Raw genomic sequence first — 20,893 nt, forward strand, 5'->3', positions numbered from 1 at the left:
TACTTTTCATTCGTCTTAGCAACAGCATGACTGATGGCAAAATATAAACCTTCAAAAAAATTAATAGTTCTTTTTGTTGTTCCACAGATCTTATTAACTTTAATATTTTTTATCTGGCCAGCCGTTAATGCCTTGATACAAGCTTTTCTGTTTAGTGATGCTTTTGGTATTAACAGCCGCTTTGCAGGCTTTAGTAATTTCCTCGATTTGGCAGCAGATCCTGCTTTTTTACAAGCAATTACTGTAACACTTATACTCGCTTTTGCTATTACTTTTGTTACATTAACCCTCGGATTGTGGTTAGCTACGCTTATTCACAAACGACAAAAGAGCCAAAAATTTTATAAATCTCTTTTTATTTGGCCCTATGCAGTAGCACCAGCAATAGCGGCTATTTTATGGCGATTCCTTTGTCAGCCTACTATGGGCTGGCTTACTACCGTTTTACAATATTTTAATTATGATTTTAATTACTTAATTTATCCAAAGCAGGCTTTATTCGTTGTTATTCTCACTGCTAGCTGGCAGCAACTTAGTTACAATTTTTTATTCTTATTTGCAGCTTTACAAGCTATCCCTAGTTCTTTAATTGATGCAGCTACTCTTGATGGTGCAACAAGCTGGCGTCGATTTTGGCAAATTATTTTTCCTTTATTATCACCTACAACCTTCTTTTTATTAGTGATGAATTTTATTTATGCTTTTTTCGATACCTTTGGAATAATTGATGTATTAACAAAAGGGGGGCCTGAAAATAGTACAAGGACATTAATATATAAAGTTTACCAAGATGGATTTGTTGGTATGGATCCTGGTAGTTCAGCAGCGCAGTCAATTTTATTAATGCTAATTGTTATTAGCCTAACCTATATCCAATTCCGTTATTTGGAAAAAAGGGTTCACTACGCATGAAACTAATAAATAAATTCTTTAATCATCTGTTATTGATAAGTTTTGTTGTTTTATTATTTATACCTGTTTATTTAGCTATCGTTGCAGCAAGTCATTCAGGTAGTGCAATGATGCAGGCGCCGATACCAATCTGGCCAGGGCCATTACTTTGGCAAAATCTAAAAACAGTGCTCACTCAGGGAATGGCCACGACTGGGGGGCAACCTGTATGGCACCTTTTGATAAATAGTCTAGTAATGGCATTATTAATTGCGGTAGGAAAAATTATTTTAGCCCTTTGCAGTGCTTACGCTTTAATTTATTTCCATATGCCAGGAAAAAAGCTTTTATTTATGCTTGTTTTTTCAACAATGATGCTCCCGGTTGAAGTAAGAATCGTGCCTACATTTCAAGTTGTAGCCTCATTTCAATGGCTAAATACTTTTAGTGGTTTAACCTTTCCATTAATGGTATCAGCAACAGCTACTTTTCTTTTTCGGCAATTCTTTAAAACCATCCCAAGCGAATTAGTTGATGCAGCTAAATTAGATGGCGCAGGCCCCTGGCGTTTTTTTCGAGATATTCTTTTACCTATTTCTCGACCCCAAATAGCTGCATTATTTATTATTCTCTTTATTTATGGCTGGAACCAATATTTATGGCCCTTAGTCATGACTACAGAGACAAATATGGCAACAATTGTTATGGGAATTCGTTATCTTGCTGGGGTCGCTGACCAAATTCCTCAATGGCATTATATTATGTGTGTTGCTTTATTGGCGATGTTACCACCATGTATTGTTGTAATCATCATGCAACGTTGGTTTGAAAAGGGGTTAATGCACTAATGGCTACGGTAGATCTTATAGATGTTTACAAGCGGTATGGACAACAAACCATCCTTAATAAAATCAATCTAACAATTGATAAGGGAGAATTTGTAGCTGTTATTGGGCCTTCAGGATGTGGAAAGTCAACGTTATTGAGATTAGTAGCAGGCCTTGACCAAGTAACCGAAGGCCGTATTTTAATTAATAATGAATGTGTTAATTCAATACCACCGCATAGACGAGATATGGCGATGGTATTTCAGAATTATGCACTGTATCCGCATATGACGGTTTATGACAATATGGCTTACGGATTAAAACTACGTGGCATGAAAAAAGAGGCCATTCGAAAACGTGTTAGTGAGGTGGCTGACTTATTGCAATTATCAAGTTTTCTTCAGCGTAAACCGCATGCATTATCAGGTGGGCAACGACAACGAGTTGCTATGGGACGAGCGATAGTACGGTCACCCGCTGTGTTTTTATTTGATGAGCCGTTATCTAATTTAGATACAAAATTACGCGCTGAGATGCGTCATGAAATAAAAAAATTACATCAAGAACTTAATACAACTTGTCTTTATGTGACCCATGATCAAATTGAAGCTATGACGATGGCGGCTCGCGTACTGGTACTAAATAATGGGAAAATTGAACAATTTGGCTCACCACAATTATTATATCAGCAACCTGCCTCTGTTTTTGTGGCAGAATTTGTAGGACTGTACCCTGTTAACTTTTTACCGGGTACGGTAAATCTTAAGCAACGAAAAATACAGACTAATCTCGGCATAGATCTTCCCTGGCCAAATGATAACCTGACAAGAACAGATCAGGAAAGAGTGCTCATCGGGATTCGACCTGAACATTTACATATTTCTTCAGAGTCTAAAGATGATACAATAGAAGTAAAAGTATCTTTTATTGATAATATGGGATCTGATAAATTAATTCATGCTCAAAGTATAATAAATGAGCAGCGTTTCACAATTAAAACTTCTGCCGAAACTATAATTACTGAAGAGATAATTAGAATTAAGCCGATTGTTCGTAAGGCAAATTTGTTCCAGCAACACACTGGATTACGTATAGGAGGGTGGCATGACTGATGCACAAACGCCATTACGTGACATTGATAAGCCGCATTACGATTATTTTCAAGCATTATATTTGTCATTTTTTAGTAATCGTTTGTATATCGATGTTGGAAGACGCTGGAAAGGTTTTGCGATAATTTACCTATTATTACTATTTGTGATTACCAGTTTGCCTGTCGCGGTACGTATAATTTTAAATTTTAATAATTATTTTGAGCAGCAAATTATATTACCTATAAAAAATTTACCGCCATTTTATATTCAAAATGGTGAGGTAACTCTTGATAAACCTATGCCTTATTTAGTTAAAAACAAGGAAAATAAGGTTATAGCTGCTGTTGATACCTCGGGAACTATTAAGCAAATAGACAGTAAGTATCCTGACTTAGCCATCTTAATTGTGAAAGATGGTTTATTCTATCGGATACCTGAATCGCAAGGGCTTAATAATGTCGATATAAAGATTAATAAAATACCGTTTGATAAAAATATGAACCAGTACTTTGACGGAGCACAATGGCTAAATTCTTCGGGGGTTCATAAACTTAAATTATTTTCGCAAATAATTATTTATCCAACTATTGTAGCTTCTTTATTTTTTATGTATTTAGTAATTTTGTTAGTACTTGCTTTACTAGGACAAGTGATAGCATTAGCAATTTTTAGATATTCTATTACGTATAGGCAAGCAGTACGATTATTAAATGTTGCAGCAACACCTCATATTGTTTCTTTTATGATTCTTCTTGCCCTTAACTGGCTGTTTAGCGGTTTTGGTTTAGCTTTAGTTGCTATTTTAGCTTTTTATTTTTGCTACGCGGTTCTTTCTTTAAAACGAGATAGTACAAAGCTGGTGAATGTGTGAAAGACACCATTTTTTTTGCACATGGAAATGGCTTCCCCTCGGCTTGTTATCGCCAGCTACTACTTGCGTTAGAAGAAAATTATGATTGTTGTTACATTGAAAAAATTGGCCATAATTCTAAATTTCCTGTGACAGAAAACTGGGATTATTTAGTTGATGAACTTGTGGATACTATTCAACTTCAATGTTCTCCGCCAGTTATTGGAGTAGGGCATTCTTTAGGTGGTGTACTAACGTTATTAGCTGCTATAAAAATGCCTGGTTTGTTTAAAGCGGTTATTATGATTGATTCACCGCTCTTAAGCCGTTTTAAATCAACCATCGTTGGTCTTGCTAAGTTACTAGGTCTCATTGATAAAATAACACCAGCCTTTCGAGCTAAAAAGCGGCAATTCGCCTGGGAAAATAAAGAAGAGTTAATAAGTTATTTAAGAAGCCGCCCCTTATTTAAAACATTTAGTGATGCTTGTTTACAAGATTATATTGACTTTGGCTTTAGAAAAACTGAAAAAGGGTATAGGTTACGTTTTAAGCGGTTTATTGAGTACCTTATTTTTCGCACTGTTCCTCATGATTTACCGCGTTATGAAGGATTATTAACAGTTCCTACAGCATTAATTTATGGTGATAAAAGTAATGTAATTGATAGGTTAGATCTGCGCTATATGAAAAAAAAATATAATGTACAATGTTATGAAATGGCTGGTACTCATATGTTACCTATGGAATGTCCAGAAGCCGTTGCTAAGCAGATTTTTATTATACTTAGGGATTTTAATTTGATAAATCTAACTTAAAAAGATAAATTAGACTTCGTAGGTAGCAATATTTGTATATACTATTACCATATTCTTTAAAAGTAATGATTACTAAATTTTATTTAAAAGGAGAGAAATTGTGCTGCCTAGTCTACTATTTATTGCTATTGCAGGAATGATAATTTTCTTGCTTAGTAAGCAAGCCTCCATGATCGTTTGGACTATTAGTTATACAGTGGTAGGTTTATTAATCTGGAAGTTTAGTTCTCCTAGTTCGTTACTTACCGTTAGCTTATTAATTCCATTTTTTATCTTATTATTTTTCTCTATCCCTTTTTTAAGAGCTCGATTAGTTTCTCGCTATTTATTTAAAACAATTAGTAAATCAATGCCAACGATGTCTGCAACGGAGCGCGAAGCACTAGAGGCTGGTACAGTTAGTTGGGAAGCTGATATTTTTAGCGGTGCTCCTAATTTTGATAAATTAAGAAATTTACCTACGGTTCGACTGACTGTAGAAGAGCAAGCTTTCGTTGATGGCCCGGTAAATGAATTGTGTCGCATGCTTGATGAATGGGATATTACCCATAATCGCACAGATTTACCGCCTGAAGTATGGGAATTTATCAAGGAAAAAGGATTTTTAGGAATGATTATTCCTAAAGAGTATGGTGGACTTGAATTTTCAGCCACAGCGCAGGCTTTTATTTTAGCAAGAATTTATGGACGCTCTATTAGTGCTGCCACGACTATTTCTGTTCCTAATTCCTTAGGGCCAGGTGAATTATTATTAAAGTATGGTACTGAGGAACAAAAGCAGTATTATTTACCACGTTTGGCTAAAGGACTTGAAATTCCTTGTTTCGCTCTTACAGGCCCTAATGCCGGCTCTGATGCGGCTTCAATTCCAGATACCGGCATAGTATGTCGACAAAAAGTGGATGGTAAAGAGGTTTTGGGACTTCGTTTAAATTGGAATAAACGTTATATCACCTTATGCCCAGTTGCTACTGTTATTGGACTTGCCTTCAGAATGTTTGATCCAGATAATTTATTAGGCAAAGGCTATGATGTTGGTATCAGTTGCGCTTTGATTCCAGCAACTACACCGGGCGTTGTGAAAGGAAGAAGACATTTTCCATTAAATACAGCTTTTTTAAATGGTCCAACTCAGGGGAAAGATGTCTTTATTCCCATTGATTACTTAATTGGCGGGGCTGCTATGGCAGGCCTTGGTTGGCGTATGTTAATGGAATGTTTAAGTGCAGGAAGAGCTATTTCCTTACCATCAAGTGCTAGAGGAGGATCGCAAGCTGCAGCACTAGCAGCTGGCGCTTACTCGCGAGTTCGTAAGCAATTTAATCAAGCAATAGGTAATTTTGAAGGTATTGAAGAACCTTTGGCGCGAATTGCTGGTAATACTTATTTAATTGACGCCGGAGTCAGTTTTGCCGCAGCAGCAATAGATCATGGTGAAAAGCCTTCAGTAGCTGGCGCAATTTTAAAATACCATACAACCGAAAGAGGACGTCAAGTCGCTATCGATGTTATGGATATTCATGGCGGAAAGGGGATTTGTTTGGGACCTAATAATTACATAGGGCGCGGTTTTCAAAATTCACCTATTGCCATTACAGTTGAAGGCGCAAATATATTAACTCGCAGTTTAATTATTTTTGGACAAGGCGCAATTCGTTGTCATCCTTATATCTATAAAGAGCTCGAAAGTATCCGTCAACAAAATATTACAGCGTTTGATAAAGCATTTTGGGGACATGCTGGATTTATCGCTGCAAATTTTGTTAAGTCCATTGTTTTTATTTTTACGGATGGTTATTTAACCTATGCTCCGCGAAGTCGAGCTAAGCGCTATTATCAATTGATTCACCGTTACAGTACAAACCTTGCTTTTACAGCTGATTTTTGTATGGCTATTTTAGGAGGTGCTCTTAAACGTAAAGAAAAAATTTCGGCTCGCTTAGGCGATGTATTAAGTCATTTATACTTAGCATCGGCTGTTTTAAAACGCTTTCATGAAGATGGCGAACCTTTAGCAGAATTACCGTTTGTAGAATGGTGTTGTCAGCAATTATTCTATGAATGTGAAGTTGCATTGCATGGCGTAATTACTAATTTTCCTAGCGCTTGGGCACGTATCTTTTTGAAACTAGTTTTACAACCTTTTGGGAATTTAAGACAAAAATCCTCTGATGCATTAGAACATAAATTAGCACAAATCATGATGGAGCCGAGTGAAGCACGCTCAAGGTTAGTGAAATCAGTCTTTTCAGAAGCAATACCAAACTGTCCAATAGGACGCTTAGAAGAAGCCTTTAAAAAAATATATAGTGTTGAAACAATTGAAAAGAAAATCTCACGAGCTGTTCGTGAAGGTCAGTTACATTCACTAACCTTACTTGAGCAGATAGCAGAAGCTGAGAAGGTTGGCATTTTAAATGCTAATGAAGCAGCTCAATTACAAGAAGCAGAATTAGCACGACAAGAAGTTATTGCTGTAGATGATTTTAATGACGAAGATTTGCGCCGCGTAGGAGTTAATCCACGCGTGGTAAAGTCTCAAAAGAAAACTGTTAATTTCGATAAATCAAATAATCTTGAAGCTATACCTTAAGGTAATTATTAGTAGAGATATGGTAAGTTGCTTATATCTCTACTAATTTAAGCAAGGGTAGTTATCTAATTTATTAATATGATTAACTAACTTAAAAATTACAATCAGTTGGCATTATCAGTATATCGCGAATACAGATTTTCTGAGGCAGTTTAAAACAGAAGTAAATTATTTCAGCTAACTCCTTAGGTTCAATAAATGTAGGGTTGCCTAATAATGAGCAATACTCTTCAAAACTAATACCCATGTTTTCATGTATATTTGTTCTTATTAATCCTGGCGCTATATTCATGATACGAACATTATTTTTAGCCTCAGCCATCTGTAAACTTTCAGAAATACATCGCACAGCATGTTTACTTGCATGATAAACCACTGCTGTTGGATAGGGTTTACGATCGCCAGCTGAACTAATATTAATAATGCTGCCTGTTTTTCGCGAAGACATGTCTGGTAATACAATTTTAATACCGTTAATAACACCTTTTACTAATACGTCTAATTCATAATGACAGGTTTCAATTGGTAAACTGCTAAAATCACCTACTTTAAGATGGCCGGCATTATTAATCAGACATTCCGTTTTACCATAAATTTTTTCAACTTCTCTAATGGCTTTCTCCAGAACTGCATAATCGGTTATATCCACGCTAGCGTAGTGAACATGTTTATTTTCTAATAATTCATCAATAGGAGTGATATGACGGCTTATTAATAAACAGGGATAGCTTTCCTCGGCAAATTTAATCGCTAATGCTTTACCTATCCCTTTGCTTGCACCTGTAATCACAACAAGTTGTTTTTCTTTCATATCCGTAAAATTAAGAGAAGTATATATATGTAATTATAGTAGTTTATATTAAACCTCTTTCTAAACTGCCATTGCTAGCCATACTCGGTCAAAGGAAGGCCTTCAAAATACTCCTGTACTTTCTGACAAGGTACTTTTTCAGTCCTTTTTGACAGACCTTGTCTCTTTGTTGTTGGTTCAGAAAGAGATCTATTATCTTTTTACCAAAATATGACTAGTTGAAACAATTAAAAAATTTAAATATTTGCCAATTAAATTTATTTAAAAATAGATAATTACCACACAAATTTAATAGAATTCTAATTTGTAATTTGCTAGTAAAGTTAGTTCTGAAAGGGAGATATTTAATTAAATATGATTATAGTAAGACATTTAGAATTAATTTAATGCCAGTTGAATAAGTTAAAGAAAGAGAAAAAATCAATAATGCTGTCATGTACTCTAACCTAAGCTTCTTCAAGGGCCTCATCTGGCATAGTAACATTTAGCTCTAATACAGCATTATCTCCCATACGCTCCAAGTTAACACTCACTTTATCACGAGTAATAGGTATATATTTAGCAATGACAGTGAGTATTTCTTCTTGCAGTTTAGGTAAATAATCGGGCGTACTTCGTTGAGTACGCTCATGAGAAATAATAATTTGTAGCCTCTCTTTTGCAACAGAGGCTGTGCTAGTTCTTTTTTTTAAATAGCTGAATATGCTCATGCTGGAACATCCTCCTTGTTTTTACTAAATAGCCGGCGTAGTAATCCTTTACGCTCTGGACTGATAAAACGCATAGGCCTGCTTTCACCTAAAAAGCGAGCTATAGCATCTTTATAAGCAAGGCCTGCATCACTAACTTCATCAAGAATAACAGGTGTGCCTGTATTAGAGGCTTTTAGTACGGCTTTAGATTCAGGTACAACGCCAATAAGAGGAATAGCAAGGATTTCTTTTACATCTTCTACAGATAGCATTTCTCCTTTTTCAACTCTTATAGGATCATAGCGAGTTAAAAGTAAATGCTCTTGAACAGGACTATCATTTTCAATGGCACGTTTAGTTTTACTTGCTAATATGCCAAGAATTCTATCAGAATCTCTCACAGAAGATACTTCCGGATTTGTAACAACAATGGCATGATCTGCATAATACATTGCCATAAGTGCGCCAGTTTCAATGCCAGCAGGTGAGTCACAAACGATATAATCAAATTCAGCAGAAAGATCTTCAAGAACCTTACCTACACCTTCTAAAGTCAATGCATCTTTATCACGTGTTTGTGAAGCAGGCAAAATGCAAAGTTGAGGAATACGCTTATCTTTAATTAAAGCTTGGTTAAGGCTTGCCTCTCCATTAATAACATTTACAAAATCAAACACTACACGGCGCTCACATCCCATAATAATGTCTAAATTTCTAAGTCCTATATCAAAATCTACAACAACTGTTTTATGGCCCTGTAGAGCTAGGCCTGAAGAAATTGCTGCAGAAGTTGTAGTTTTCCCTACCCCGCCTTTACCTGAGGTGACAACTATAATCTTAGCCAAAACGATGCCCCTGTAAGTAATTAACAAATAATTTGAAATCAGTTTACACGTTATTGATTGTTCAGTTCAAGCTCAATAGTGCATTAAGAAAAAATAATAATTATTTCTTTAAAATTTAATTAGCAAAGGGATGATAAATAATTCATTGTGAGTTAACATCAGGCATTATACAAATCATTAAAATAATTGTATTAAAAAATTATAAGTATCTGATTTTATAAAACTTATTATTTTTCTTAAATAACGCTTTTAAATTAGCTTAATTTTATTAAAAATCAAATCTTATATATAAAGGAATTTATGTTTTATCGTCGTATGTTAAAGTCTAAAATTCATCGGGCATATGTTACTCACGCTGATTTAGATTATGAGGGAAGTATTACCATTTCTCCTCAATTATTAGCGGCAGCTAATATACTACCTTTTGAAGCAGTACAAGTTTGGAATGTCACAGCAGGAACACGTTTTGAAACATATACAATTGAAGGGGAATCTGAAACATCTGCCATTTGCGTAAATGGTGCTGCTGCGCATTTAGTAACACCTGGGGATATTATTATTATTGCTTCTTTTATTCAATTAGCAGAAGAAAATTGTAAAAAACATCAACCTACGGTCGTCTTTGTCACAGATAAAAATAGGCTTTTAGAGATTAGACCTGAGGTTCCTGCTTTATTAAACTTAGGTTAAATTTTAGAGGAAGTTTTATGTTTAAAAAGGGTTTGATTTTTACCTTGTTATTACCAAGTGCTTTTGTCTCAGCTGCAAACTGTGAAACTAAGCGTGAAATCTTTATTGAAAATAAAGCAACTAAAGTTTGGAAAACAATCATTTGCCCTAACCAACGATTACCTTTCCATACCCATGAATTTGCCAGAGTTGTTATACCAAAAGATAGTGGACAAATGGAGGTTATTTATCAGACAGGTAAGCGAGAAGTAATTACTTTTAGTAAAAATAAACCGGTTTTTTTAAGTGTCAAGCAAGGCAAATATCCCCATCAGGATGTAAATATAGAGAAAAAACCTCTCGAAGTAACAGTGATTGAATTACGTAAATAGAAGGTCTAATTTAGACCTTCTATTTAATAGGAATTACCAGTTAGAACTACAACAAGAAGTTGTGGTATAAGAAACGGCACTATAATCAGGGCAACATCCACCCATACCGAATCCACAACCAGTTAAAGTTAAAGAAGAAGAAACAACAACAAAGGCAAGTAGTAATTTTTTCATAATGGCATCCTTGCTAAAGTTTCAAGTAAATTATAAATCATACCTACCAATTTGTACAAATCAAATGCAAATTAGCAAAAAATTGGGTTATTATTTTTCTTTTCCCATTGATAATGCCATTTGCTTTTATGAAGTATAGTTTATGAAAACTAAAATAATTGAATAAGTAACATTTCTAAGGGTAATGTTTACTTTATTTTGATTATAATTTTTGAATTAGTGCTAGTTGTAATAGCACGATTGTTAAGTAATTGCATAGTTTAACCGTCATACTTCCAAATTGGCTAATTCTTATTATTTGTATTATAATTGATCAATTTAAATAATATTCTGACTAAAAGTTTATGCCTAAATTTCAAAATATGAAAAACGAACTAAAAAATTTAAATATTGCAATATTTAAAAGTACCTATAAAGATGTAGTAGAGGATATGGTCCAAGAAGAGCAATGGACTTAGGAAGAAAAAGAAGCTATGCGGTTGCTTGCAGAAGGGCAGTTTTCTCCCGCAAATCATCGAAGCATGACCTTAAATGAAGAATCTAATAAGAAAATAGCTGACTTATATTTTATGGTATTGTTAAACACGCTTATACGGAGCAAAGTCCAATTACCCTTTGAATTACCTGAAAAAGAAATTACAGCTTGGGATAAAGATTACCCTCTAAATGAATTTGTTAGTAATTTAGAAAAGCATAAGTCTGAATTAAAGAAAAGTGTTATGGGTAAAGAAATTATTAAGACGGCTGCAGAATATGCTACCCTCTACGAAAGTACATCAGGTAAAAATTTAGGCCAAAAAGAACAAAAGTTAACCAATGCTAAGAGTCAAGAAAGTTCAACTGAAGACAAGTTATTCGATTCCCTATCTTTTTTATGGGGTGTAGTAAATGGATTAACATATAGCCGTAGCCAACCTATTGGTCCCTATATTCCAATTGGTGATGCAGCTAATTTAGGGTATGGGCTTGGAATGTTTGCCAAAACTATTTTTGAGCTTGGTAGTAGCTTAAGTTCAAGTTTATCGCATCATTGATAAATGATTACTTATTTTTTAAGTAAAATCGCACATTGATAATTGAGCCGCTATTATACCTATTATATGTTTAAATTTTTAATTGAATTGCAACTAAGTACGTTAATAAGTTGCATCAAAATAAACTTCATATAGATATTATAAAATACATTTTTTTCTAATTTAATGCTTATAATTTAGTATACTAAGCATTTTTCATTGGTAACATGATCAAAATTTTGCTAAACTATGCGGTTAATTAACTGCTGGAGCACGGTATGTCGCTTTCCATTTTGCAACAGGCATTGACTTTCGATGATGTATTATTAGTTCCTGCCCATTCGCAGGTGCTTCCAAAGGAAGTGTTGTTAAAAACACAACTAACCCGTGAAATCCAACTAAATATTCCCTTAATTTCTGCCGCTATGGATACCGTTACGGAAGCAAGATTAGCTATTGCAATGGCGCAAGAAGGCGGTATAGGCATTATTCATAAAAATATGAGTATTGCCGCACAAGCTGAAGAAGTTCGTAAGGTGAAAAAATTTGAAAGTGGGATGGTAAAAGATCCTGTCTATGTTTCACCTAATTTAACAGTTAAAGAATTATTAGAAGTGATGGCTAAGCATAGCTTCTCAGGTGTTCCTGTGGTTGAAGGTGATCTGCTTGTGGGGATCGTTACCAGCCGTGATATCCGCTTTGAAACGAACCTATCTTTACCCGTATCAGCTGTAATGACTCCTAAAGAACGATTAGTTACTGTAAAAGAAGGGGCCAGTCGAGAAGAAATTCGTAGTCTTCTACATAAACATCGTTTAGAAAAGCTATTAGTTGTTAATGAAGCATTTAATCTACGCGGCTTAATCACCGTAAAAGATATCCAAAAAGCAAAAGAAAACCCCTTTGCTTGTAAAGATGGCGCTGAACAACTACGCGTAGGGGCCGCAGTTGGCGTTGGAGAGGGCGCTGACCAGCGTGTGGCTGCCTTAGTTGATGCTGGCGTAGATGTCTTAACGGTTGATACCGCTCATGGACATTCACAAGGCGTAATAGATAGAGTCGCCTGGATTAAAAAGAATTTTCCCAAGGTTCAAGTAATTGGCGGAAATATTGCCACAGCTGCTGCCGCACGGGCACTTATGGAAGCAGGCGTAGATGCCGTTAAAGTAGGTATTGGCCCAGGTTCCATTTGTACAACACGCATTGTTACAGGTGTAGGCGTGCCACAAATAACAGCGATCACAAATGTTGCAGAGGGATTAAAGGGAAGTGATATTCCTATCATTGCCGATGGTGGCATTCGCTTTTCTGGCGACATGTGTAAAGCCTTAGCTGCAGGCGCACATACAGTTATGCTTGGTAATCTATTTGCCGGTACGGAAGAGTCTCCTGGCGAGCTTGAGTTTTATCAAGGCCGAACGTATAAAAGTTATCGTGGGATGGGTTCAATTGGTGCGATGGCGCAGGCGCAAGGTTCAAGTGATCGTTATTTTCAAGATTTAACCCAAGGTAGTGATAAACTTGTTCCTGAAGGCATTGAAGGCCGTGTAGCCTATAAAGGGCCTGTACAAGGTATTATTCATCAAATGATTGGTGGCTTACGTTCTTGTATGGGATATACTGGCTGTGAATCTATTAAAGTGCTGCATGAAAAGGCACAATTTGTTCAAGTCACCAATGCTGGTATGCGTGAATCGCATGTACACGATGTAAATATTATTAAACAAGCTCCTAATTACCAGGTTGATAATTAGTTATGACAGTAAGTAAAAAGCGACCCCTGCTAATCCTTGATTTTGGTTCTCAATACACCCAATTAATTGCTAGACGCGTTCGAGAAATGGGGGTCTATTGTGAAATTCATTCCTTTAGCATTGATAAAGAGGTTTTCGAAGCGTTATCACCTTGCGGTATTATCTTATCAGGTGGACCTGCTACCGCTAGTGCTGAGTCAACGCCCAAAGCACAAAGTTGGGTTTTTCAAGCAAATATTCCTATTTTAGGGATATGTTATGGCATGCAGTTAATGGCTGTTCAACTAGGTGGTGAGGTGCAATCATCACCAATTCGAGAATTTGGTTACGCAGAACTTCGTTTACATGGTCATTCTAAGTTATTAACTAATATAGAAGACCGAACAACCATAGATGGCGAAGCTTTACTTGATGTTTGGATGAGTCATGGCGATAAAGTAACTTCCTTACCATCAGGCTTTAAAATTATTTGTGAAACACGCAATGCACCTATTGCTGGCATGGCCTGTGAAGAGCAAGGCTTATATGGTTTACAATTTCATCCTGAAGTTACTCACACTACCCAAGGCTTGCGTATTCTTGAGCGTTTTGTCGTAGAAATTTGTGGTGCTACTAATGATTGGACTCCAACTAATATTATCGAAGAATCAATTCTTGAGATACGTAAAAAAGTTGGTAAGGATCATGTCCTTTTAGGTTTATCAGGCGGTGTTGATTCGTCAGTGGTTGCGGCACTACTACATAAAGCAATTGGTGAGCAATTAATCTGTGTTTTTGTAAATACAGGCTTATTACGACTTGATGAGCCAGAACAAGTACTGTCAATGTTTGGCCGTCATCTTGGTATTCGGATTATTGCAGTTGACGCCGAAGAGCAATTTTTAAAAGCGCTAGAAGGGATAACTTGTCCGGAGCGAAAACGAAAAATTATTGGCCATACTTTCATTGAAGTGTTTGATAGTGAAGCACAAAAGATTCCTGAAGTTAAGTGGCTGGCTCAGGGTACAATTTATCCTGATGTAATAGAATCAGCAGCCACTCATACTAAGGAGGCGTCTGTTGTTATTAAATCTCATCACAATGTAGGCGGCCTACCTGAGACATTAAATTTAAAATTGCTTGAGCCTATTCGTGAGTTATTTAAAGATGAGGTCAGAAAGATTGGCTTGGAGCTTGGTCTCCCTTACGATATGGTTTATAGGCATCCTTTTCCCGGGCCCGGGCTAGGTGTACGTATTCTTGGTGAAGTTAAGAAAGAATATGCTGATATCTTGCGTCGAGCAGATGCTATTTTCTTAGAAGAATTATATAAAGCAGATCTCTATCATAAAGTTAGTCAAGCTTTTGCTGTCTTCTTACCTATTAAAAGCGTTGGAGTAATGGGTGATGGAAGGCGTTATGATTTCGTAATTTGTTTACGCGCCGTTGAAACAATTGATTTTATGACAGCACATTGGGCTCATTTACCTTGGGATTTTCTAGGACAGGTTTCTAATCGAATTATTAATGAGGTTCCTGGCGTTTCTCGGGTTACTTATGATATTTCTGGTAAACCGCCAGCAACAATTGAATGGGAATAAATCATGACGATAACTATTGGATGCGCGAAGCATACTTGCAAGCGCTTAAAGCGTATGAATTACAAGAAGTTCCAGTGGGGGCTATTGTCGTTGTAGGTAATCAATTAATAGCTCATGGCCATAATCGCCCGATTACTGATAATGATCCGTGTGCACACGCTGAAATTTGTGCCTTACGTGCAGCGGCTAGAAGTTTAGGTAACTATCGTCTTACAGAGGCGACACTTTATGTTACTTTAGAGCCTTGTGTGATGTGTACAGGTGCTATGGTGCAGGCACGGATTAAGCGCTTAGTTTTTGCTGTCCGTGATTTTAAAGCAGGTGCTGCAGGATCTGTTTATAATCTATTACAAGGCTATCCTCTTAATCATCAAGTTCAAATTGATGAGGGTATTTTAGAGAAAGAATGTTCAGTATTACTTAGCGATTTTTTTAAGCTGCGTCGCTAAATCAAGAAAAATAGGTAGCCTGGGTGCAGGCCTTTAGGCCGAAACCCGGGTTCCACTTCGGTACGCCCAGGCTACTTTATAAACATCAAACTGTCGCCAACGTTCTGCGATTTATTTGCGGAATCTAGTATTCAAGCCACATCACTGAATCCTGCAAACAAGCCGCAGGAGGTAGGCATGGGTAATTAGCTTAAGTTAATTAAAATTCACTTGTGAGTTCTTTTATCAACATTTTACGTAATAACTCTTGTTCATGCGTAGTAAGTAAGTCATCTGTTTTTGTTGAAATAAAGAAGGTATCTTCAGCCTTTTCACCTGCGGTGACAATTTTAGCGTTATGCAGATGAATATTAAGTTTAGTAAAGGCACGGCCAACGTGTGCGAGCAAGCCTGGCCTATCTGCTGTAATAAGGAATAGTCGAGTATAAGGATGCTCATCATTAAAGGTAATATCTGGCTTAAGCTTAAAGTGAGCTAAGGTTCGCGATAATCGATGCTTTGCAATTCTAGGTATTTCTTGAATATCACCTAATCGCTTCGTTAATTCCTGCTCAATTAACTTAATTTTTCCAGTGGTAAAAGAAACTTGATGCTGTTCATTTAAAATGATGTAAGTATCTAAATCAAAGTGATTATCGCACGTTAGAATGACTGCTTCTTGAATTGTTGCTTGATAGTTACTTAATATAGTGGTGGCAATAGTAAATCTATCATCGCGATGTGGCATATAAATAAAAACTTCCATCCCGCCCTGACTGTAATGAGGTAAGATTGAAACTACAGGATAACTTTGACAAGTTAAAATAGCTTTAGTATGAATTGCAATCATCTCTGGTGATTCATGGAGAAAATATCTACTTTTAAATGATGACCATAACTTTTCAACCTCTTCTTTATCTAATTCCTGTTGCAATAAATTAAGCGCTTGCTGCTTACGTATACTAATAAGTTCATCTTCATTTAACCAGGTTTCTTGCTGTTGAAAGGCTGTAGCTGCTGCTCGATACAATTCTTTTAATAAGGAATCTTTCCAAGTATTCCATAAGCTTTGATTTGTTGCGCAAATATCGGCGACTGTCAGTAAGTATAGATAGTCAAGGTAGCTTGGTTTGGGAAACATAAAACAAAAATGGTGGATAGTTTTAGGGTCATAAATATCTTGGCGTTGTGCAGTATGAGACATAAATAAATGGTGTTTAACAAGCCAGAGAAGTAAGTTTGTATCCTCTTGATTTAATTGATGTTGATATGCAAATGATTGGGCCTCTTCAGCGCCTAATTCAGAGTGATCGCCTCCACGCCCTTTTGCAATATCATGAAATAACGCTGCTAAATATAAAATTTCTCGTTTAGGTATTTTCGCCATAAGTTCTACAGCGAGAGGAAACTGCTTCGTAAAACTTTTATCTAGAAAGCGAACTAAATTGCGAATAACAAATAAAGTATGCTGATCGACTGTATATACATGGAATAAATCATATTGCATCTGACCTGTAATTGCAGCAAAACAATCAAGATAATGACTTAAGACCCCATATTTATTCATGTAATTTAAGGCTTCAAATGTATTGATTGAATCTTTAAAAATAGATAAAAAAGTTTGCCTTGCAGTCGTGGATGAACGAAAACTAGTACTGATTAAGTAGAGATGTTGTCTGATTAATCGAATAGTACTAGCACGAACTCCCTGAATATCCGAGCATTTAGCAATCCATAAAAATAATTTTAATAAACAAATAGGATCATTAGCGAAAACTTTAGTATGCCTTACTTCAATAAACTGATTAGAAAGTTGGAAATTAGCATCTAAGGGCTTAAGTTGCTGTTTTTCTTTATGAACAATAGTTTCTGAAAACCATTGTAAGAGCATTTCATTAATTTCTCGGCTACGTTTAATTATTTGAAAATAGGTTTTCATAAACTGCTCGATTGCTAAAGAATGCGGCTTGTCTTGATAGCCAAAGAACGCTGCTAGCTTAACTTGATAGTCAAAAAGCAATCGTTCTTCTGCTTTTCCTGCCAGTGAATGGAGAGCAAAACGAACTTGCCAGAGAAAATGCTGACATTTAACTAATTCTTCATATTCTTTATCGGTAATAAAATTATGATTAATACCATCAGCTAATTTTTTAATTTTGAAATGCCGTTTACTAATACTAAGTAAAATTTGAATATCGCGTAAACCACCTGGCCCATATTTAACATTAGGTTCTAAATTATAAGCTGTTTCACCATATTTACAGTAACGCTGTTGCTGTTCAGCTTGTTTAGCAAAAAAGTACTGATCACTTGGCCACATATGTAGTGGGTGCGTTTGATAAATTAATTCTTCCATTAATTTACTATGCCCACTTAAGAGGCGCATATCTAAGATACTGGAGATAACGCTAACATCTTGACTAGCTAAATCAGCACAGGCTTTAACGGTCGTAATTTGATGACTAATACCAAAACCATGATCCCAACAGTTTTGAATAAAGGCTTGCGCACGCTGTAGTTGTTCATCATCCACAGTGTCTGCATACAATAATAAAATGTCTATATCAGAATGAAGCTGAAGTTCCTGCCGTCCATAGCTTCCTAAAGCAATAAGACAAAAGCAATCTTTTTTATGAAGATTATTTTTCCGAAAAAGATTAAGCAATTCTTTATCAATAAAATTAACCAATTTTTGCGCTATAGCAGTAATACTCTTTTGCGCATTAAATTGCTGGGTTAAATCCTCCTTAAATTGTTTTAAGGTATATTTGAATGGATAATTATTTCTCTTCATCACGCAAAGTTAAAATTTCAACGCCATTAGGTGTGACTAAAAGCGTATGTTCCCATTGCGCTGATAAACTATGATCACGCGTTACAACTGTCCATTTATCAGGCAATAAACGAGTATGATGTTTACCAATATTTACCATAGGTTCAATAGTAAACGTCATGCCTTCTTGCAGAATTTCACCTGTACCAGGTGTGCCATAATGCAGTACTTGTGGTTCTTCATGAAAAATCGCACCAATGCCATGTCCACAATAATCGCGTACCACTGAGCAGCGGTTTTTCTCAGCATGTTGCTGAATAGCGTGGCCTATATCGCCAAGCCTTATGCCAGGTTTTACCATTTCTATGCCAATGAAAAGACATTCATGGGCAATTTTTACGACATGTTTTCCCTTTATTGTAGGCTCGCCTATAAAAAACATTTTACTGGTATCACCATGATAGCCATCTTTAATCACGGTCACATCGATATTTAAAATATCGCCATTTTTCAATAGCCTCTTACCTGGAATACCATGACAAACGACATGGTTGATTGATGTGCAAATTGATTTTGGAAAACCATTATAATTGAGAGGGGCAGGTATTGCTTTTTGCTCATTGACTATATAGTCATGACAGATAGTATTTAACTCATCTGTAGTTACCCCTTCTTTTACATAAGGGCCAATCATTGTTAAAACGTCGCCTGCTAGGCGCCCAGCAACACGCATTTTTTCAATTTCTTCTGAGGTTTTAATAGTGACTGCCATGATTTAAATCCACATATTAAATAGTCTAATTTTGCTAATTTTAAATAAATTAAGGTTCGTTTAACGACATAATTAACTTTTATTTTATGTCAGACTCATTTTAATTTAGCGCTTTTAAACAGCTAACCGGCGTTAAAAAGCTCTTTATGTTTAGCTGAATATATAATTTTATCTTACTTTAATGTAAAGAGCAGTAAATCATTCTAATTTCTTTAATTATAAATGAATTTGTAATGATTATTTCAGAATAGACCTCTAATTTAAATTAACATGCCACACTGATTTAGTATGGCATGAAATTTAAATAAAGAAATTAATGACAGGAATGTGATTGTCGCTCTTCTTTCATCATTTGTTGAAATTTTTGTTGCTGTTGAGCGTTAAGAACCATATACATTTGGTGTTTGGCTTCTACTTTAGTTCTTATCATTTTACCAAGAATAGCTGTTTTTTGGCTGATTAAAGAATCTAATTTAGAATTATCCAGTGTGCTTGCGGTAATTAAATCATGGATTTGGCTACGAATAGATCGTAATTGATCCTTGCTAGATTGAAGGCTTGCTTTTGCTTTTTCTCTAATTGCTTTGATTTGATCTTTTTGCGCATCAGTTAATTGTAAGGCTTGAGCCATTTCCATCATGCTCTTTTTGTGACAATTACAGGCTTTTGCGTCATTATTGTCATCATCGTTTGCTGAGCTATAGCTAGAAGTAGTTGATGTGTCAGTAGTTGTAGAAGTTGATGTTGGTGTTGTAGTAGTTGAAGTAGGAGTAGTTGAAGTATCTGTTGCCGAGGTACCAGTGGTTGTCCCGGTCGTTGATGTAGTAGAGGAATCTGCTGCAAACATTGGTTGTGCTGTAAAAGCAGCAAAGGCAATAATAGGTAATAATTTCTTCGTAAACATAATCTCTCCTTAATTAATTGTTTTTAATTGCAATTAATTATATACCTGGTTTTTTAATTCTGCACAAATAAATAAAATTAACAGACCAAATTTGATGCCAAAGTTGCTGGCAAAGCTTAAATATGATATAAATAGCGCGCTTTTTAACGACACACACGTTTCGGCACATAAGATAGGGTCCTATAAACTAAATATGGGTTTCTTATGGGAAGCGTGGAGGCCTAACCCTGGAGAATAGAATGAATGTAAGTATGCGTGAACTGCTTGAAGCAGGTGCTCATTTTGGACATAGAACGCGTTTTTGGAACCCTAAAATGGCGCCATATATTTTTGGCTCAAGAAATAAAATTCACATTATTAATTTAGAAAAAACCCTACCTATGTTAAATGATGTAACTAACTATGTTGGTCGTTTAGCAGCAAATAAAGCTAAAATTTTATTTGTTGGAACTAAAAGAGCTGCGCAAGAAAGCATTCGTAACCATGCAACCCGTTGTGGCATGCCTTACATTGATCATCGCTGGTTAGGTGGGATGTTGACTAACTTTAAAACAGTTCGCCAGTCTATTTTTAGATTAAAAGAATTAAAAGAAATGCAAGAAAAAGGTGCTTTTGCTGGAATGATTAAAAAAGAAGCACTGATGCTAACTCGTGAGCTTGAAAAATTAGAGCGAGGTTTAGGCGGTATTGAAAATATGAATGGCTTGCCTGATGCCTTATTCGTTATTGACGTTGGCTTTGAGCATATTGCTGTAGAAGAAGCACGTCGCTTAAAAATTCCTGTTATTGGTATTGTTGATACGAATAATAACCCTGATAACATTGATTACGTTATTCCTGGAAATGATGATTCTATGCGAGCGGTTGACATTTATGTACGCTGTATTGCTGACGCAATCCTAGATGCTAAAAATGGTAATACTACGGGCGGAGCTGATGCAAATGCTGAATTCGTTGAAGTCAACGAAAAAGAAGCTGATGAAAAGGCAAGTGAAGAATAAATTGAATAGTTG

Annotated in this window: 20 protein-coding genes; 13 read left to right on the plus strand and 7 right to left on the minus strand. The window is 35.9% G+C overall.

Going from position 1 to position 20,893, the window contains the following annotated elements:
• The first annotated feature begins 33 nt into the window (after positions 1-33).
• From E1P04_RS03090 to E1P04_RS03115, 6 genes are all read left to right on the plus strand, one after another.
• Entirely contained in the window at positions 34-912 is an 879-nt protein-coding gene (locus E1P04_RS03090) for an ABC transporter permease subunit (protein WP_131781454.1), read from the plus strand.
• Positions 909-1,739 carry a sn-glycerol-3-phosphate ABC transporter permease UgpE gene (gene ugpE / locus E1P04_RS03095; protein WP_131781455.1) on the plus strand — a complete coding sequence of 277 codons (831 nt, stop codon included), beginning with the start codon at positions 909-911 and terminating at the stop codon, positions 1,737-1,739. Before E1P04_RS03090 ends, ugpE begins: the two co-directional genes overlap by 4 nt.
• Positions 1,739-2,830, plus strand: a complete 1,092-nt coding sequence (locus E1P04_RS03100; RefSeq protein WP_131781456.1) for an ABC transporter ATP-binding protein — start codon at positions 1,739-1,741, stop codon at positions 2,828-2,830. The genes ugpE and E1P04_RS03100 overlap by 1 nt, the downstream gene beginning before the upstream one ends.
• The gene (locus E1P04_RS03105; RefSeq protein WP_131781457.1) at positions 2,823-3,683 is read left to right on the plus strand and encodes a DUF1189 family protein; all 861 of its coding nucleotides are present in this window, start codon (positions 2,823-2,825) and stop codon (positions 3,681-3,683) included. Before E1P04_RS03100 ends, E1P04_RS03105 begins: the two co-directional genes overlap by 8 nt.
• The gene (locus E1P04_RS03110; protein WP_131781458.1) at positions 3,680-4,480 is read left to right on the plus strand and encodes an alpha/beta fold hydrolase; all 801 of its coding nucleotides are present in this window, start codon (positions 3,680-3,682) and stop codon (positions 4,478-4,480) included. The genes E1P04_RS03105 and E1P04_RS03110 overlap by 4 nt, the downstream gene beginning before the upstream one ends.
• Positions 4,481-4,616: 136 nt before the next feature.
• Positions 4,617-7,073 (plus strand): acyl-CoA dehydrogenase, encoded by a 2,457-nt coding sequence (locus tag E1P04_RS03115; protein WP_207385979.1) that lies wholly within the window; start codon positions 4,617-4,619, stop codon positions 7,071-7,073.
• A gap of 91 nt (positions 7,074-7,164) precedes the next feature.
• On the opposite strand, the gene E1P04_RS03120 is transcribed toward E1P04_RS03115, so the two are convergent.
• The 3 genes from E1P04_RS03120 to minD form a co-directional block, all read right to left on the minus strand.
• Positions 7,165-7,884 carry an SDR family oxidoreductase gene (locus E1P04_RS03120; protein WP_131781460.1) on the minus strand — a complete coding sequence of 240 codons (720 nt, stop codon included), beginning with the start codon at positions 7,882-7,884 and terminating at the stop codon, positions 7,165-7,167.
• Between the two features lie 446 nt (positions 7,885-8,330).
• Positions 8,331-8,594 carry a cell division topological specificity factor MinE gene (gene minE / locus E1P04_RS03125; protein ID WP_115331433.1) on the minus strand — a complete coding sequence of 88 codons (264 nt, stop codon included), beginning with the start codon at positions 8,592-8,594 and terminating at the stop codon, positions 8,331-8,333.
• Positions 8,591-9,421, minus strand: coding sequence for a septum site-determining protein MinD (minD, locus tag E1P04_RS03130; RefSeq protein WP_131781461.1), 831 nt, complete (start codon positions 9,419-9,421; stop codon positions 8,591-8,593). Before minD ends, minE begins: the two co-directional genes overlap by 4 nt.
• Positions 9,422-9,721: 300 nt before the next feature.
• On the opposite strand from minD, the gene panD reads away from it, so the two are divergent.
• Together panD and E1P04_RS03140 are read left to right on the plus strand one after the other, a co-directional pair.
• Positions 9,722-10,111 (plus strand): aspartate 1-decarboxylase, encoded by a 390-nt coding sequence (panD, locus tag E1P04_RS03135; protein WP_131781462.1) that lies wholly within the window; start codon positions 9,722-9,724, stop codon positions 10,109-10,111.
• Positions 10,112-10,128: 17 nt separating this feature from the next.
• The gene (locus E1P04_RS03140; protein ID WP_131781463.1) at positions 10,129-10,482 is read left to right on the plus strand and encodes a cupin domain-containing protein; all 354 of its coding nucleotides are present in this window, start codon (positions 10,129-10,131) and stop codon (positions 10,480-10,482) included.
• A gap of 33 nt (positions 10,483-10,515) precedes the next feature.
• Here the strand turns inward: E1P04_RS03140 and E1P04_RS17560 are convergent, their stop codons facing one another.
• The gene (locus E1P04_RS17560; protein ID WP_160116189.1) at positions 10,516-10,656 is read right to left on the minus strand and encodes a hypothetical protein; all 141 of its coding nucleotides are present in this window, start codon (positions 10,654-10,656) and stop codon (positions 10,516-10,518) included.
• Positions 10,657-11,129: 473 nt separating this feature from the next.
• On the opposite strand from E1P04_RS17560, the gene E1P04_RS03145 reads away from it, so the two are divergent.
• From E1P04_RS03145 to tadA, 4 genes are all read left to right on the plus strand, one after another.
• On the plus strand, positions 11,130-11,690 hold the full coding sequence (locus E1P04_RS03145; RefSeq protein WP_131781464.1) for a hypothetical protein: 561 nt from the start codon (positions 11,130-11,132) through the stop codon (positions 11,688-11,690).
• Positions 11,691-11,947: 257 nt separating this feature from the next.
• A complete protein-coding gene (guaB, locus tag E1P04_RS03150; RefSeq protein ID WP_131781465.1) occupies positions 11,948-13,423 on the plus strand; it encodes an IMP dehydrogenase in 1,476 nt (491 codons plus the stop codon).
• Between the two features lie 2 nt (positions 13,424-13,425).
• Positions 13,426-15,003, plus strand: coding sequence for a glutamine-hydrolyzing GMP synthase (gene guaA / locus E1P04_RS03155; RefSeq protein WP_131781466.1), 1,578 nt, complete (start codon positions 13,426-13,428; stop codon positions 15,001-15,003).
• The gene (tadA, locus tag E1P04_RS03160; protein ID WP_131781467.1) at positions 14,994-15,452 is read left to right on the plus strand and encodes a tRNA adenosine(34) deaminase TadA; all 459 of its coding nucleotides are present in this window, start codon (positions 14,994-14,996) and stop codon (positions 15,450-15,452) included. The genes guaA and tadA overlap by 10 nt, the downstream gene beginning before the upstream one ends.
• Positions 15,453-15,651: 199 nt before the next feature.
• Here the strand turns inward: tadA and glnD are convergent, their stop codons facing one another.
• From glnD to E1P04_RS03175, 3 genes are all read right to left on the minus strand, one after another.
• Positions 15,652-18,225 (minus strand): [protein-PII] uridylyltransferase, encoded by a 2,574-nt coding sequence (glnD, locus tag E1P04_RS03165; protein ID WP_131781468.1) that lies wholly within the window; start codon positions 18,223-18,225, stop codon positions 15,652-15,654.
• Positions 18,212-18,976, minus strand: coding sequence for a type I methionyl aminopeptidase (gene map, locus E1P04_RS03170; protein WP_131781469.1), 765 nt, complete (start codon positions 18,974-18,976; stop codon positions 18,212-18,214). Before map ends, glnD begins: the two co-directional genes overlap by 14 nt.
• Before the next feature lie 313 nt (positions 18,977-19,289).
• The gene (locus tag E1P04_RS03175) at positions 19,290-19,880 is read right to left on the minus strand and encodes a Spy/CpxP family protein refolding chaperone (protein ID WP_131781470.1); all 591 of its coding nucleotides are present in this window, start codon (positions 19,878-19,880) and stop codon (positions 19,290-19,292) included.
• A 239-nt stretch (positions 19,881-20,119) separates the two neighbouring features.
• On the opposite strand from E1P04_RS03175, the gene rpsB reads away from it, so the two are divergent.
• A complete protein-coding gene (gene rpsB / locus E1P04_RS03180; RefSeq protein ID WP_131781471.1) occupies positions 20,120-20,881 on the plus strand; it encodes a 30S ribosomal protein S2 in 762 nt (253 codons plus the stop codon).
• The last annotated feature ends 12 nt before the right edge of the window (positions 20,882-20,893 follow it).

The sequence above is a fragment of the Legionella gresilensis genome, assembly GCF_900639865.1.
Classification (GTDB): Bacteria; Pseudomonadota; Gammaproteobacteria; order Legionellales; family Legionellaceae; genus Legionella_C; species Legionella_C gresilensis.

Bases quoted from the DNA above. Each gene is read 5' to 3' on its own strand.
- guaB (WP_131781465.1), top strand. From the start codon at position 11,948: ATGTCGCTTTCCATTTTGCAACAGGCATTGACTTTCGATGATGTATTA.
- E1P04_RS03175 (WP_131781470.1), bottom strand. From the start codon at position 19,880: ATGTTTACGAAGAAATTATTACCTATTATTGCCTTTGCTGCTTTTACA.
- E1P04_RS03120 (WP_131781460.1), bottom strand. From the start codon at position 7,884: ATGAAAGAAAAACAACTTGTTGTGATTACAGGTGCAAGCAAAGGGATA.
- guaA (WP_131781466.1), top strand. From the start codon at position 13,426: ATGACAGTAAGTAAAAAGCGACCCCTGCTAATCCTTGATTTTGGTTCT.
- map (WP_131781469.1), bottom strand. From the start codon at position 18,976: ATGGCAGTCACTATTAAAACCTCAGAAGAAATTGAAAAAATGCGTGTT.
- E1P04_RS03115 (WP_207385979.1), top strand. From the start codon at position 4,617: ATGATAATTTTCTTGCTTAGTAAGCAAGCCTCCATGATCGTTTGGACT.
- E1P04_RS03100 (WP_131781456.1), top strand. From the start codon at position 1,739: ATGGCTACGGTAGATCTTATAGATGTTTACAAGCGGTATGGACAACAA.
- E1P04_RS03105 (WP_131781457.1), top strand. From the start codon at position 2,823: ATGACTGATGCACAAACGCCATTACGTGACATTGATAAGCCGCATTAC.
- panD (WP_131781462.1), top strand. From the start codon at position 9,722: ATGTTTTATCGTCGTATGTTAAAGTCTAAAATTCATCGGGCATATGTT.
- E1P04_RS03145 (WP_131781464.1), top strand. From the start codon at position 11,130: ATGCGGTTGCTTGCAGAAGGGCAGTTTTCTCCCGCAAATCATCGAAGC.
- glnD (WP_131781468.1), bottom strand. From the start codon at position 18,225: ATGAAGAGAAATAATTATCCATTCAAATATACCTTAAAACAATTTAAG.
- E1P04_RS03090 (WP_131781454.1), top strand. From the start codon at position 34: ATGGCAAAATATAAACCTTCAAAAAAATTAATAGTTCTTTTTGTTGTT.
- E1P04_RS03140 (WP_131781463.1), top strand. From the start codon at position 10,129: ATGTTTAAAAAGGGTTTGATTTTTACCTTGTTATTACCAAGTGCTTTT.
- E1P04_RS17560 (WP_160116189.1), bottom strand. From the start codon at position 10,656: ATGAAAAAATTACTACTTGCCTTTGTTGTTGTTTCTTCTTCTTTAACT.
- tadA (WP_131781467.1), top strand. From the start codon at position 14,994: ATGGGAATAAATCATGACGATAACTATTGGATGCGCGAAGCATACTTG.
- rpsB (WP_131781471.1), top strand. From the start codon at position 20,120: ATGAATGTAAGTATGCGTGAACTGCTTGAAGCAGGTGCTCATTTTGGA.
- ugpE (WP_131781455.1), top strand. From the start codon at position 909: ATGAAACTAATAAATAAATTCTTTAATCATCTGTTATTGATAAGTTTT.
- minE (WP_115331433.1), bottom strand. From the start codon at position 8,594: ATGAGCATATTCAGCTATTTAAAAAAAAGAACTAGCACAGCCTCTGTT.